We start from the raw sequence: 14842 nt of genomic DNA on the forward strand, positions 1-14842 counted from the left end.
CCGTAGGGCGAATCGCCCCAGCCGGAACTGCCATGAGCGAGCCTGTCGCATCACCTCTTGCTACCCCGCCGCCCCGCCCTGCTCCGGGCCCGCGTGTGCTCTACCCACTCACGCTCACGGTGAATGGCGAACAGCACACGCTCGAGGTGGAGTCCACGGTCAGCCTGCTCGACCTGCTGCGTGAACGGCTTCAGCTGACCGGCACCAAGAAGGGCTGCGACCACGGTCAGTGCGGTGCGTGCACGGTTCTCGTGGACGGAAGGCGCATCAACAGCTGCCTGACGCTGGCGGTGATGCAGGACGGCGCCGAGGTGCAGACCATCGAAGGCTTCGCCGATGGCGACACCCTGCACCCATTACAGCAGGCCTTCATCGCCTGCGATGCATTGCAGTGCGGCTACTGCACCCCGGGTCAGATCTGCTCGGCGCAGGGCCTGATCAACGAAGGCAAGGCGTGCAGCCGGGACCAGGTGCGCGAACTGATGAGCGGCAACATCTGCCGCTGCGGCGCGTATCCGCAGATTACTGAAGCGGTGATGTCGGTTGCCGGCATCGCGCCGACGCAGGATGCCGCCACGCCGGAGCAGTGGGTACCTGGGACGGTGCCGGCATGATTCCGGCCACCTACGAGCGCGCCGCGTCGATCCAGCAGGCCCTGCAGGCCATGGCAGCCACGGGCGACACTGCCCGATTCATCGCTGGCGGCACCAACCTGCTCGACCTGATGAAGCTGCAGCTGATGACCCCGGCCGCGGTGGTCGACGTGAACCGGCTGCCGCTGGACACCATCGAACGTCGCGACGACGGCGGCCTGCGTCTGGGCGCAACCGCACGCAACGCCGACACCGCCTGGCACCCGCTGGTCGAGCGCGACTACCCGCTGCTCTCGGCGGCCATGCTCGCGGCCGCCTCGCCGCAGATCCGCAACATGGCCAGCAACGGCGGCAACCTGCTGCAGCGGACCCGCTGCACGTATTTCTACGACCGTGCCACGCCCTGCAACAAACGCGAACCGGGCAGCGGCTGCTCGGCCATCGGCGGCCTCACCCGCCACCACGCCATCCTCGGCGCGAGCGAGCACTGCATCGCGACCCACCCGTCCGACATGTGCGTGGCCCTGGCCGCGCTCGATGCCACGGTGCACGTGGCCAGCGTGCGCGGCGAACGCAGCATCCCGTTCCTCGATTTCCACAGCTTGCCGGGCGATACCCCTCACATCGACAGCACGCTGGCGCCGGATGAGCTGATCCTGCGCATCGAGCTGCCGCCCGCCACGCACTACGCCACGCACAGCGCCTATCTGAAGATCCGCGAGCGTCTGTCGTATGCGTTCGCGCTGGTCTCCGTGGCGGCAGCCCTGGACCTTGCCGAAGACGGCACCATCCGCAGTGCGCGACTGGCGTTGGGCGGTGTGGCCCACAAGCCGTGGCGCAGCGTGGAAGCAGAATCGCTCCTGGTCGGCGGCAAGCCGTCGTTGGCCACGTTCGCGCTCGCGGCCGATCGCCTGTTGAAAGGTTCGGTCTCGCAAGGCCAGAACGCGTTCAAGATTCCACTGGCCCACCGCGCCATCGTGCGTGCACTCGACACCGCCGCCAAGGGCACGGTCACGAACCAGCGCGAACCGCTGCCATCTGCGGGAGACGCCGCATGAACCTGCCCCTGCTGCCCCCCGTTGCAGTACCGGGCACGGGCCACGTGCCCACCGGCACCGGCACGCCACGCATCGACGGCCGCGCCAAGGTCACCGGACAGGCGCGCTACGCGGCCGAATGGCCGGCGGCCGACCTGGTCTACGGCGTCGCGGTGAACAGCACCATTGCCAAGGGGCGCATCCTGGGCTTCAGCCTGCAGGAAGCCGAAGCCGTCCCGGGCGTACTCAAGATCATTACCCACCTCAACCGTCCGCATATGCGCGGCAACGGCCTGTTCTACAAGGACATGACCGCCCCAGCCGGCAAGCCATTCCGTGCGCTGTACGACGACGTGGTGCTGTACAGCGGACAGCCGGTGGCGATGGTGCTGGCCGAGACCTTCGAGGCCGCGCGCGAAGCCGCTGAGCGCGTTGCAGTCCACTACGAGGTGGAAGCGCATGACACGAACCTGGTCGCCGCGATGGGCCGGGCGCGCGAGCCTCGCAAGATGAAGGCCGGCTTCTCCGCGCCCCCGAAAGACAAGGGCGACCCGGCCGCGGCCTTTGTCAGCGCACCCCACCAGATCGTGGCCGATTTCTACCATGGGGTGGAACACCACAACCCGATGGAACTGTTCGCCAGTACGGTCATCCGCGACGAAAACGGCCATCTGACCATCTACGACAAGACCCAGGGCTCGCAGAACAGCCGCTGGTACGTCTCGCAGGTGTTCGGCCTGCCCAAGAAGAAGGTCACCGTGCGCAACCCTTACGTGGGCGGCGCGTTCGGTTCCGGGCTGCGGCCCCAGTACCAACTGCCGCTGGCGGTGATGGGCAGCCTGGCACTGGAGCGGTCGGTTCGCGTGGTGCTCACCCGGCAGCAGATGTTCACCTTCGGGCACCGTCCTGAAACCGTGCAGCGGGTGAAGCTGGCGGCCGACGCCGACGGCACCCTGCGCTCCATTTCGCACGACGCGGTTGCGGAGACGTCACGGATCGAAGACTACGTGGAAGTGGTGGTGAACTGGAGCGGCCAGATGTACGCCTGCGACAACGTCCACCTGGGCTACAAGCTGGTCGACCTGGACCAGTACACCCCCATCGACATGCGCGCGCCGGGCGCCGCCCATGGCATGCATGCCCTGGAAGTGGCGATGGACGAGCTGGCAGCGGACATCGGCATGGACCCGCTGGCGCTCCGGTTGAAGAACTACGCCGGGGTCAATCCCGCCGACGGCAAGCCCTTCTCCACCAAAGCGCTGCGCGAGTGCTACCGGCTGGGCGCCGAGCGCTTCGGCTGGAGTGGGCGCGCGCCGCAGCCGCGTGCGCGCAAGGAAGGCCATGAATGGGTCGGCTGGGGCATGGCGACCGGGCAGTGGGACGCGATGCAGATGTTCGCGCGCGCGCACGCGCAGCTGCATGCCGACGGCAGGCTGGTAGTGAGCAGCGCCGCCAGCGATATCGGCACCGGCACCTACACGGTGATGAGCATGATCGCCGCCGAGGCGCTTGGCCTGCCAATGGAGCAGGTGAGCTTCCAGATGGGCGATTCGACCCTGCCGGTCGCGCCGATCGAAGGCGGGTCGTCACACGTCACTACGGTGGGCTCCGCGGTCCAGGGCGCCTGCGAGAAGCTGCAGAAGCAGCTCCTGGCCCTCGCGCGCAAGCAGGGCCGTAGTGCCTTCGCCCGTGCCCGGCTGGATGACGTGGTATTCGCGGACGGCGGCATGGCGCTCCGCGCGGACCCCGCCAGCACGGTTCCGCTGACCGCATTGCTCGCTGACGGCAATCTGGACAGCGTGGAGGCCAGGTACCTCCTGCTGCCGAACATCCTGGAGCAGCGCAAGTTCGTGCGCGCTACCCACAGTGCGGTATTCGTGGAGGTCCGGGTCGATGAAGAGCTCGGCACGGTGCGGGTGATGCGGGTGGTCAGCGCGATCGCCGCCGGTCGCATCCTCAACCCGACCACCGCGCGCAGCCAGATCATCGGCGGGGTGATCTGGGGACTTGGCGCGGCCCTGCACGAACACACCGAGGCGGACCATCGCTTCGGGCGGTTCATGAACCACGACCTGGCCCAGTACCACGTCTCCGTGAATGCGGACATCCACGACATCGACGTGCTGTTCGCCGACGAAGACGACCGGGTGGTCAGCAGCCTGGGTGCAAAGGGAGTCGGCGAGATCGGCCTGGTCGGGGTGTCGGCGGCGGTCAGCAATGCGATCTACCATGCCACCGGCAAGCGCATCCGCAGCACGCCGATCACCCCGGACAAGGTCATGCGCTGACGGGCGCTTCACCGTATGCCTACCCCGCCTCCCCGATGATGGTGGCATCGGCGCGCCTGGGGCGTGGCCGTGCCTTACCCCGTGAGCCAGGCTGCAACAGCCAACGAGGAGCCAATCGATGAGCACCCCTCCGCACCTTTCCCTGTCCCGCCGCGACGTGCTGAAGCTCGGCGCCGGGTCCGCCACCACCATGGTGCTGCCAGCCGCCGTGGCCGAGGCGCAGGGGAATGCCCCGGGCGCCCGCGCCCCGGTGACCGCAGAGGTCGCCTTCGAGGTCAACGGTCGGCCCCGCACGATGCAACTGGACACGCGGGTAACCCTGCTTGATGCCCTGCGCGAGCACCTGCACCTGACCGGCACCAAGAAAGGCTGCGACCACGGCCAATGCGGCGCCTGCACGGTACTGGTCGACGGCCGCCGGATCAATTCATGCCTGACCCTGGCGGTAATGCACCAGGGCGCGAAGATCACCACCATCGAAGGGCTGGGCAGCCCGGGCAACCTGCACGCCATGCAGGCCGCCTTCGTGAAGCACGACGGTTACCAGTGCGGCTACTGCACCCCCGGCCAGATCTGCTCGGCAGTGGCGGTGCTGCAGGAAGTGCGCGACAACATCCCCAGCCACGTCACCGGCGATCTGGAGGCGCGCACCGCGCTTTCCACCGATGAGATCCGTGAGCGCATGAGCGGCAATATCTGCCGCTGCGGTGCCTATTCGAACATCGTCGAAGCCATCGAAGACGTTGGAGGCACCCGCGCATGAGAGTCTTCAGCTACGAACGCGCCACCTCGCCCGCCGACGCCGCTGCGGCGGCTGCTCGCACCCAGGGTGCCCGCTTCATCGCCGGCGGTACCAACCTGCTGGACCTGATGAAGCTGGAGATCGAAACCCCGGCGCATCTGATCGACGTCAACGGACTGCAGCTGGACACCATCGAGGCCACGGAAGACGGCGGCCTGCGGGTCGGCGCGCTGGTGCGCAACACGGACCTTGCCGCCGATGAACGCATCCGCCGCGACTACGCGCTGCTGACCCGCGCATTGGTGGCCGGTGCCTCTGGGCAACTGCGCAACAAGGCCACAACCGCCGGCAACCTGCTGCAGCGCACCCGCTGCCCCTACTTCTACGACACCGCCCAGCCCTGCAACAAGCGCCTGCCCGGCAGTGGCTGCGGGGCGATTGGCGGCATCAGCCGGCAGCTGGCCGTGGTCGGGACCAGCCCCGCCTGTATCGCCACCCATCCCAGCGACATGGCGGTGGCGATGATGGCGCTCGATGCGGTGGTGGAAACCATCCGTCCGGACGGCACCAGCCGCCGCATTCCGCTGAATGACCTGTATCGCGCGCCCGGTACCACGCCGCAACTGGAAACCGTGCTGGACAAGGGCGAGCTGATCGCGGCGGCGATACTGCCAGCACCTCTCGGCGGCACCCATATCTACCGCAAGGTGCGCGACCGGGCGTCGTACGCGTTTGCGCTGGTCTCGGTGGCGGCGGTGGTGCAGCGCGATGGCAGCGGCCGCGTGGCGCTGGGCGGCGTCGCCTACAAACCGTGGCGGAAGCCGGAGGCCGATGCACTGCTGCCGCAGGGCGCGTCGCCGGTGATGGCCAAGCTGCTGGAGGGCGCGACGCCATCGTCACAGAACGCCTTCAAGGTGCAGCTTGCCGAACGCACGCTTGCTTCTGTCCTGATGGAAGCCAAGGGGTAAGCCATGAAATTTGACACACCTGCCGGCAAGAACCCCATCGACCAGCTCAGGGTGGTCGGCCAGCCATTGAACCGGATCGACGGCCCGCTCAAGACCACCGGGCATGCGCCGTATGCCTATGAGCGGCACGATGCCATTGCCAATCCTGCCTATGGCTATGTGGTGACTGCCGGCATTGCCAAGGGACGCGTCACCGGGATGGAGCTGGACGCGGCCCGGCGCTCGCCGGGCGTGCTGGCCATCGTCACTGCAGAGACTGCCGGCCCGCTGCAGAAGTCCGAACGCAACGCCGCCGCGCTGCTGGGCGGGCCGGAGATTTCGCACTATCACCAGGCACTGGCACTGGTGGTGGCTGAGACGTTTGAGCAGGCGCGCGCCGCAGCCGGGCTGGTCAAGGTGCGCTACGCCACGGAGCGAGGCGCCTACGACCTTGCCGCTGCAAAGAAGGCGGGAACCAACTTCCAGAAGACCGATCCGGATGCACGCGTGGGCGATTTCGAACGTGCCTATGGCAACGCACCTGTCACCCTCGATGCGACCTACCACACGCCCGACCAGTCGCACGCGATGATGGAGCCGCACGCCACGCTGGCTGCCTGGGAAGGCGACAAACTCACCGTGTGGACCTCCAACCAGATGATCGACTGGGGCAAGGGCGACCTCGCCAAGACGCTGGGCGTGCCCAAGGACAAGGTGCGGTTGATTTCGCCGTACATCGGCGGCGGGTTCGGCGGCAAGCTGTTCGTGCGCTCGGACGTGCTGCTGGCGGCGTTGGGTGCGCGCGCGACGAAACGCCCGGTCAAGGTGGCGCTGTCCCGCCCGCAGATCGCCAACAACACCACGCACCGCCCCGCCACGCTGCAACGCATCCGCCTGGGTGCAACGGCCGAAGGTACCCTAACCGCCATCGGTCACGAATCATGGTCGGGCAACCTGCCGGGCGGCTCGCCCGAGGAAGCGGTACAGCAGACCAAACTGCTGTACGCCGGCACCAACCGCCTGGCCGGTCTGCGCCTGGCTACGCTGGACCTGCCGGAAGGCAATGCGATGCGCGCGCCCGGCGAGACACCGGGGCTGATGGCATTGGAGATCGCGATGGATGAAATGGCCGAAAAGCTCGGCCTGGATCCCATCGAGTTCCGGATCCGCAACGACACCCAGGTCGATCCGGCCAATCCGGAACGCCCCTTCTCGCAGAGGCAGCTGGTGCAGTGCCTGCGCGACGGTGCGCAGCGTTTCGGCTGGAACAAGCGAAATACCCGTCCCGGCCAGCAGCGCGATGGTCGTTGGCTGGTCGGCATGGGCGTGGCCGCTGGCTTCCGCAACAATCTGGTGATGAAGTCGGGTGCGCGCGTGCGGCTGGATGCGACTGGTCAGGTCACGGTTGAAACCGACATGACCGATATCGGCACCGGCAGCTACACCATCATCGGGCAGACAGCCGCCGAAATGCTCGGCGTGCCGCTGGAAAAGGTGACAGTGAAACTGGGCGATTCCAGCTTCCCGGCGTCGGCGGGTTCCGGTGGCCAGTGGGGCGCGAACAGTTCAACGGCGGGCGTGTTCGCTGCCTGTACCAAGCTGCGCGGGGCCGTTGCCACCAAGCTCGGCCTTGACCCGACCACGGCGCACTTTGCCGACGGCCAGGTCAGCGATGGCGGCAAGGCCTTCGCCCTCGGCAAGGCCGCCGCCGACGGCGAACTCGTGGTTGAAGACAGCATCGAGTTCGCCGAGCTCGAAGAGAAGTTCCAGCAGTCCACCTTCGCCGCGCACTTCGTTGAAGTAGGCGTGGACGTGGCCACCGGCGAAAGCCGCATCCGCCGCATGCTGGCGGTATGCGCCGCCGGCCGCATCCTCAACCCCAAGACCGCACGCAGCCAGGTGATCGGCGCGATGACCATGGGCGTCGGCGCGGCGCTCTCCGAAGAGCTGGCAGTGGACACGCGACTCGGGTTCTTCGTCAATCACGACCTGGCCGGCTACGAAGTGCCGGTGCATGCCGACATTCCGCACCAGGAAGTGGTATTCCTGGACGAGACCGACCCGGTGTCTTCGCCGATGAAGGCCAAGGGCGTGGGCGAGCTGGGCCTGTGCGGGGTCAGCGCGGCGGTGGCCAATGCCATCTACAACGCCACCGGCACGCGGGTGCGGGAGTACCCGATCACGCTGGACAAGCTGCTGCGCGGATTGCCAGCGCTCGGATGAGCGCCGGTCTGGTCACCGCAGCGCTGGAGGTGGAGGACGGCAACCCTGGCCATGTCCTGCAGGCGACGCTGGACGCGCTGCGCGCCGGTCGGCGCGCGGCATTGGCGGTGGTGCTGGAAACCGAGGGCTCCACCTATACCCGCGCCGGGACGTTGGTGCTGTTTACCGACGAAGGCCATTTGGGTTGGCTGAGCGGTGGCTGCCTCGAGCCGGAGATCGAACGCCGCGCGATGCAGGCGGTCGACCAGGGCGCACTGGACTGGATGGAAATCGACACGCGCGACGACGACGCGATGTTCTCGGCCAACGCGGTCGGGTGTCGTGGACTTCAGAGGATCGTGTTGATTCCCACGGCAGCGCTCGAAGACATGGGCGCGGTACTGGCAACCTGGCTGAGTGGAAACGGAACGCTGACGTTGAACCTGCAGGCCGAAGGCCAGCTTGTCTGGCGGTGCGAAGACCTTGAGGCAGCAGGTTTGCTGCGTAGTCTGCCGCTCGAATGGAACGATGCCCGGACTCGGTGGCAGCTCCACTGGCGTACTGCCCCGAGCGTGGTCGTCCTGGGTGCGGGGCCAGAGGCAACACCCTTGCTGCCGCTGCTGCGCGGATTGGGTTGGCGCGTGCAGGTGATCGAACCGCGTGCGCGTTGGCGCGACCGGTTGCCTGTCGGCGCCTCGTGCGAACAGCAGACGAGTGCGACAGCTGCAGCGTGGAGTACGCCATTACCCGACGCGGTGCTGGTGATGCATCACAACTTCGAACTCGACCGGGAAGCCCTGGAACAGCTGGCCGACGTATCCGTGCCCTTCATCGGGCTGCTTGGCCCAGGCCGACGCCGCGACGATCTGTTCAAGGTGCTGCCGCCAGACGCGTGTGCTTCGCTTTCACCCCGGTTACGCTCGCCCGTGGGGCTCGCATTGGGTGGACGGGGACCGGAAGCCATTGCATTGAGCATTGCCGCGCAACTTCAGGCATGGCGGCATGCGGCGCCGGGGTTGTCATGACCGGCAGCGAGCGCGTGGGGCATGCCGTGGTTGTACTGGCCGCCGGTGCAAGTGCGCGGCTGGGGCAACCCAAGCAGCTGTTGCGCATCGACGGCGAAACGCTGCTGCATCGCGTGGTCCGGTTGGCGCGCAGTACCCGCCCTGCCACGCTGGTGGTGGTGCTGGCTCCGGATGCCAACGCAGTGGCGGAAGCGTTGGGCGATCAGGCGCTTACGATGGTGATCAATCCGGAGCCGCAGCGAGGGATGCGCAGCAGTCTTGAAGTTGCTGCGCCGTTGGTGGCCGGGTTCTCGCATGTGCTGGTGGTTGCGTGCGATCAGCCGGCGCTGGAAGTGGCGCATCTGCATGCCTTGTTGCGGGGGGCTTACAACGCTTCTTCGGGGTGTGCTGGTACCGGGCTTGCGTCGGACGGGGCGGTGGTGCTGGGGGTGCCGGCGGTGGTGCCTGGCGCGTGGTTCGACGACCTTGCAGGCGGTGGCGACGACAGCGGCTTCCGGGCTCGCCTGCGCGCGCTGGCGCCGGAGTCGGTCCATGTGCTGGAGGCGCCCGCACTGGCGCTGGATATCGACACGCCCGACAACCTTCGCACGGCGCAGGAACTGGGCCTGATCGACCCGCCGTAGCGCCGGGCTCTGCCCGGCCCACGCACACCCACATCGTTCCTCAACGATCCCAGGCCAGCCCCTTCGGCGCGCTGGAAAATCCCACTGCCCGCAGCGCTTCAGACACCGCATCCCGACGCACCGGCTGGTCATCGATCAGCTCCAGCGTGAACGACACCCGCCGCCCCCGTCGCAGCGCGATCGCCAGCGCCTGCGCTGCAGCGGTCAGCACAGCATCGGTGTCGGCCGCGTCGGCGTCGAACCAGGTCAACAACTGTCGCCCACCCTGCGCCAGGTACATGCGCAGCCGACCGCCGCCAATCACCACCATCGCGCCCGGCCGCCGCACCGGACGCAACACCGCGCTGTGCGCTGGCCAGGGCAGCACGGGACCAAACGGATTGGCCGGATCCACCGCCGACAGACCAACGGTCACACCGAGCCCTTGCTGCGCCTGCGCGTCCGCCACCTCGCGCAGGCCATCCACCAACCCACGTTCTGCAAACTGCGCCCCACCCATGCCCTCCACGAAACGCCCGCGCAGCACGCGCCCCGCGTCCTCCATTCCGCGGTACACCTGGACAAGGGCGGGAAAACCGCCTGCAATGCCTTCGGCGATGGCGGCACCGCGCGTCACGATGCCGTGACGTTCCAGCAGGCCTTCCGCCAGTGCAACCGCGCGCACGGTATCGCTCGTGGCCGGACGTTGCACCAATGACCAGCGGCCCGCCAACGCAGCGCCCGAGGCCGCATCCCGTAGTCCGCTCTGAGCGTCCTCGCTGCCCGGCGGATGCATCATCGCCCTGCCCCGCGCGTAGCGCCCCTGCCGTGCCGAGCTGACCACCCGGGGCCGCACCACGCGTGCGCCCGGAACATGGCGCAGCGGCGTCCAGATATCGGTCGTGACCCGACCCGCCCAGACCAGTTCCCACAACGCATCACGCAGTGCATCCGGGTCGCTGCCTACCGTTTCCACGCGCGACGCCACCGCCGGCACCAGCTGCCGGGCGAAATAGGCGCCACCATCAGCGAGCACCTGCAGGATCGCCGCCTGCACCGGGGACGCCTCGAACGGCGCCAGCGGCGGCAGCGATTCCGCGGCCAGTTCCTGTGGATGCAGCGAGACCAACCCGTCGTCGTCGCCGAGCTTGCCATGTCCCGCCCACACGACCGTGCCGCTGGCGAGCAGTCCGTCGAGCATCGACGGCGCGTAGTCGGCCACCCGCGCCGGCAGGATCTGGTTTTCCCATGCAGACGCCGGCAGCGGCACGCCCGCCAGCAGCTCCACCACGCGCAGTACACCGTCCACGCCCTGCAGGGGGCCGTCCTCGGGTACTGCGCCCTGCCGCGTGGCGACCGCCGCATCCGCAATCAGGTCCTGGCGCTGCAGCAACAGCGCGACATAAGCCTCGCGCCCCGCCGGGCGGGTGGCCTCGCGCGCCGCCTGCAGCGATCGCAGCCGCAGGCGTTGGAACACCCCCTCGCATACCCACTCGCGGCGTGCCAGCGGTGACGGCTCGCCCACGGCCGCATCCACCCCGGCACGTTGCGCCACACCGAAATGGCCGCTGAGCACCTTGCCCTGCGCCGCCAGTGCATCCAGCCCCGCATCCGCCACCGCGACGCCCAGCCCCCAGTGTTGCGCGATTTCTGCGGTGGTGAACGGTGCGTGGGTGCGTGCGTAACGCCCCAGCAACTCGCTTACCGGATCTGCACTTTCCTGCAGGAACACGGTGGGCAGCCCCTCAGGCAGCGCCACGCCGAGCGCGTCGCGCAGGCGCGCGGCATCCTCCACCGCAGCCCAGCACCAACGCCCGCCGAGCAGGAGCGGGAAGGCGCGCTGTTCGCGTTGCAGCGCGAGCAGATGATCGCGGGCGTGCGCTGCATCGGTCAGTCGCTGGGCTACTGCATCCTCGCTCAATGGACCCAGTTCGCGCAGCAGGTCGGCCACGCCTTCCTTGCCGGCCGCCTTTCGCTCCGGGGCCAACCGCTGGAGTTCCAATCCGACCTGGTCCACAACCGCAGCATCCAACAGCTCGCCCAGGTCTACCTGCCCCAGCAGGTCGCCCAACAGGCCGGTATCGAGCGACAGTACCGAGGCGCGGCGCTCGGCCAGCGGCACGTCGGTGCCGTACATGAACTCGGCCACGTAGCCGAACAACAGGTTGGCCGCGAACGGCGACGGCACCTCGGTGGTGACCTCGGCAATCTCGACACTGCCTTCGGTCAACCGCTGCATCAACGCGTCCAGTGCATCCAGGTCATACACGTCCTGCAGGCACTCGCGCGCAGTCTCGATCAGGATCGGGAAATCCGGGTAACGCTGCGCGATCGCCAGCAGTTCGGCCGAACGCAACCGTTGTTGCCACAGCGGTGAGCGTCGACCGGGCTTGGTCCGTGGCAACAACAGGGCGCGCGCGGCGCACTCACGGAAGCGCGCCGCGAACAGCGCGGAACTGCCAACCGACTGATTGACCTCGCGTCGTAGTCGTTCCGGATCGAACAGGAACAGTTCCGCGCCGGGCAGGCGCCCGGTGGAATCGGGCAGGCGCAGAATGATGCCGTCGTCGCTGGCCACCACCGCCGGGTCGACGCCCCAACGGTCCTGGATGCGCCCCGCCAGCGTCAGCGCCCACGGGTCGTGCACGCGGCGGCCATAGGGGGAATGCAGCATCACCCGCCAATCGCCGGACTCGTCGCGGCAGCGCTCAACCACCAGGCGGCGGTCGGTGGGCAGCACACCGGTGGCTTCGCGCTGCTCGTCCAGCAGCCCCACGATGTTGGCGATCGCGTTGGGTTGCAGCCCGCAGCGGCGCAGTTCCTCCAGATGCGCAGGCGCGATGTCACCGGTCGCTGCATCGGCATCCATCGCCGCCAGGAACGCGCCCACCGCCTCACCCAGCTCGGCCGGGCGGCCTACGCCCTCACCGCGCCAGAACGGCAACCGCGCCGAACGGCCGGGCGCTGGGGTTACCACCACCTGGTCGTGGGTAATCTGTTCGATCCGCCACGACGTCGCACCCAACGTAATCACGTCGTTGACCCGCGACTCGTGCACCATTTCCTCATCGAGCTCGCCCACCCGGCGCGAGCCGGCGCGCTCCTCGCCTTCCGGCAGCATCACGCTGTACATGCCACGGTCGGGAATGGTGCCGGCACTGGTGACGGCCAGCAGCTTCGCGCCCGGCCGCGGACTGAGTTCGCCGGTCTGCCGGTTCCACACCAGCCGGGGGCGGAAGCCCGCAAAGTCGTCGGACGGATACCGCCCGGCGAGCATGTCCAGGGTTGCGTCGAACGCACTGCGCGGCAGGGCCAGGTATGGCGCGGCGCGGCGTACCGTGGCGTACCACTGCTCAACGTCCAGCGTGTCCATCGAGGCGGCAGCCACTGTCTGCTGGGCCAGCACGTCCAGGGGATTGCGTGGCGGGTCGACCGCCTCGATCTGTCCGGACAGCACGCGCTGGATCGCCACGGTAGCGTCGATCAGGTCGCGCCGGGTGCGCGGGTAGACCAGCCCGGTGGAGGTCCCGCCAACCTGGTGGCTGGCGCGGCCGATCCGCTGCAGCGCGCTTGCCACCGACGGCGGCGCGGCTACCTGGATCACCAGATCGACCAGGCCCATGTCGATGCCCAGCTCCAGGCTGGAGGTGGCCACCACGCAGCGCAGGCTGCCGTCCTTGAGCGACTGTTCGATCTCGCGGCGCTGCTCCTTCGAGACCGAGCCGTGGTGCGAACGTGCAATTACCTCAGGACTGTCCAGCACGCGCGACACGGTGCTGCCGGTGAACGAGCCGTATTGTTCCGGTACCGCCGTGGGCGGTGGAAGGCCCGCGTCGCGTGCGGTCCGCTCGGCATGCAGCTCGTTGAGCCGCGCGGTCAGCTTCTCGGCCACGCCGCGCGAATTGGCGAACACGATGGTGGAGCGGCGCTGCAGTACCTGCTCGAGGATGCTGGCCTCCACGTGCGGCCAGATCGAGCCGGCACGCGCCCCGTCGCGCTCCCCGCCCGGCCCTGCCTGCGCCGACAGATCGGCCATGTCTTCGACCGGCACCACGATGCGGACATCCAGCTCGCGCGGGCTGGCCGGGTCGACCACGGTCACCGGGCGGTCACCGCCGAGGAAGGCCGCCACCTGCTCCACCGGGCGCACCGTTGCAGACAGTCCGATGCGCTGCGCCGGCACCTGCAGCAGCGCGTCCAGCCGCTCCAGGCTGAGCGCCAGGTGGGTGCCGCGCTTGCTGCCGGCGACCGCGTGGATTTCGTCGACGATCACGGTGTCGACCTCGCGCAGCGTCTCGCGCGCCTGCGAGGTCAGCATCAGGAACAACGATTCAGGGGTGGTGATCAGGATGTCCGGCGGGCGCCGCACCATCCGTGCGCGTTCGGCGCTGGGGGTGTCGCCGGTGCGTACCGCCACGGTCAGCGTCACCGGCGGATCGCCGCGGCGTTCGCGCTCGGCATCCACGCCGAGCAACGGCACCTGCAGGTTGCGCTGCACGTCGGCGCCGAGCGCCTTGATCGGGGAAATGTAAAGAACGCGTGTGCGGCGTGGCGAAGGGTCGTCCAGGCGCTGCCGGTACAGCTGGTCGATGGCGTGCAGGAACGCAGCCAGGGTCTTGCCTGAACCGGTTGGCGCGATCACCAGGGTGTGTTGGCGCTGACCGATGGCCGCCCACGCGGCTGTCTGCACCGGCGTGGGCGCGGCAAACGCACTGGCGAACCAGTCGCGGGTGGCCGGTGCAAACGGAACGAGCGCGTGATGGGAAGGCGACAGTCTCATTGACGTCCAGATTACCCGCAGGGGCGTAGAAATACCGATCACAGCCCGATGTTTCCTTACCGGCCACCGCCATGAACCGCCCTCCGCACTCCGCCCTCAAAGTCGCCCTCTTGATCGGGCTGTGTGTCCTGTTTGCGGGCAGCTCCACGGCCATGGCCCAGTTCGCGCCCATGCTGACGCCGCGCGCCACCGACATGCCGCGTCCGAAGGCCGCCAACAGCTGGCGCCTGGCGATCCATGACGCTGCAGAGTCGAACGGTACGGTCAGCTTCCGCATCTGGCTGCAGGAAGAGTCGCCGATGCATATCGACGTTCCGATCAGCGAAGGCGACACCGAGCAACTGATCGCCAACGCCGCCCGCGCGGCCATCAGTGCGCGACTGGGCGACCGCTACCGGGTCATGGTGGAAAACGGCGACGTAGTCGTCATAGAAGCCCAGCGCGGCGCCCCCGACTTCACCGTAGAACTCCTGCGCGACACCGCCCGCGACGTGCGCGTGGCCATCGAGTAGCGACACGCCGCGCCATCTGACCCGTGGGCGCCTGTCCGACGAACGCGTCGCCACGCGCCCGGGCGTTGCCGCGCCACTATGGTGACGCTTGGTAGCGTGTCCAACGCACACCCT

At 68.3% G+C, this 14842-nt stretch carries 10 protein-coding genes; 9 read left to right on the forward strand and 1 reads right to left on the reverse strand.

The window, feature by feature from the left end; translation table 11 throughout:
- Positions 1–32 precede the first annotated feature (32 nt).
- The 8 genes from RYM47_RS03405 (at position 33) to RYM47_RS03440 (ending at position 9457) form a co-directional block, all read left to right on the forward strand.
- Complete coding sequence (locus tag RYM47_RS03405) at positions 33–614, forward strand: 2Fe-2S iron-sulfur cluster-binding protein (protein ID WP_315386086.1); 582 nt, start codon at positions 33–35, stop codon at positions 612–614.
- A complete protein-coding gene (locus tag RYM47_RS03410) occupies positions 587–1651 on the forward strand; it encodes a xanthine dehydrogenase family protein subunit M (protein WP_315386087.1) in 1065 nt (354 codons plus the stop codon). The genes RYM47_RS03405 and RYM47_RS03410 overlap by 28 nt, the downstream gene beginning before the upstream one ends.
- Entirely contained in the window at positions 1648–3918 is a 2271-nt protein-coding gene (locus RYM47_RS03415) for a xanthine dehydrogenase family protein molybdopterin-binding subunit (protein WP_315386088.1), read from the forward strand. The genes RYM47_RS03410 and RYM47_RS03415 overlap by 4 nt, the downstream gene beginning before the upstream one ends.
- Before the next feature lie 118 nt (positions 3919–4036).
- On the forward strand, positions 4037–4681 hold the full coding sequence (gene paoA / locus RYM47_RS03420; RefSeq protein ID WP_315386089.1) for an aldehyde dehydrogenase iron-sulfur subunit PaoA: 645 nt from the start codon (positions 4037–4039) through the stop codon (positions 4679–4681).
- On the forward strand, positions 4678–5628 hold the full coding sequence (locus RYM47_RS03425) for a xanthine dehydrogenase family protein subunit M (RefSeq protein ID WP_315386090.1): 951 nt from the start codon (positions 4678–4680) through the stop codon (positions 5626–5628). The genes paoA and RYM47_RS03425 overlap by 4 nt, the downstream gene beginning before the upstream one ends.
- A 3-nt stretch (positions 5629–5631) precedes the next feature.
- Complete coding sequence (gene paoC, locus RYM47_RS03430) at positions 5632–7830, forward strand: aldehyde oxidoreductase molybdenum-binding subunit PaoC (protein WP_315386091.1); 2199 nt, start codon at positions 5632–5634, stop codon at positions 7828–7830.
- Positions 7827–8834: an XdhC family protein gene (locus RYM47_RS03435; RefSeq protein WP_315386093.1), complete on the forward strand. Its 1008-nt coding sequence runs from the start codon at positions 7827–7829 to the stop codon at positions 8832–8834. The genes paoC and RYM47_RS03435 overlap by 4 nt, the downstream gene beginning before the upstream one ends.
- Positions 8831–9457 carry a nucleotidyltransferase family protein gene (locus RYM47_RS03440; RefSeq protein WP_315386094.1) on the forward strand — a complete coding sequence of 209 codons (627 nt, stop codon included), beginning with the start codon at positions 8831–8833 and terminating at the stop codon, positions 9455–9457. The genes RYM47_RS03435 and RYM47_RS03440 overlap by 4 nt, the downstream gene beginning before the upstream one ends.
- A gap of 40 nt (positions 9458–9497) precedes the next feature.
- Here RYM47_RS03440 and RYM47_RS03445 read toward each other — a convergent pair whose 3' ends face one another.
- Positions 9498–14216: an ATP-dependent helicase gene (locus RYM47_RS03445; protein ID WP_315386096.1), complete on the reverse strand. Its 4719-nt coding sequence runs from the start codon at positions 14214–14216 to the stop codon at positions 9498–9500.
- 170 nt (positions 14217–14386) lie between these two features.
- On the opposite strand from RYM47_RS03445, the gene RYM47_RS03450 reads away from it, so the two are divergent.
- Positions 14387–14728 carry a hypothetical protein gene (locus RYM47_RS03450; protein ID WP_315386098.1) on the forward strand — a complete coding sequence of 114 codons (342 nt, stop codon included), beginning with the start codon at positions 14387–14389 and terminating at the stop codon, positions 14726–14728.
- Positions 14729–14842: the final 114 nt, after the last annotated feature.

The sequence above is a fragment of the uncultured Stenotrophomonas sp. genome (assembly GCF_963519125.1).
Classification (GTDB): Bacteria; Pseudomonadota; Gammaproteobacteria; order Xanthomonadales; family Xanthomonadaceae; genus Stenotrophomonas.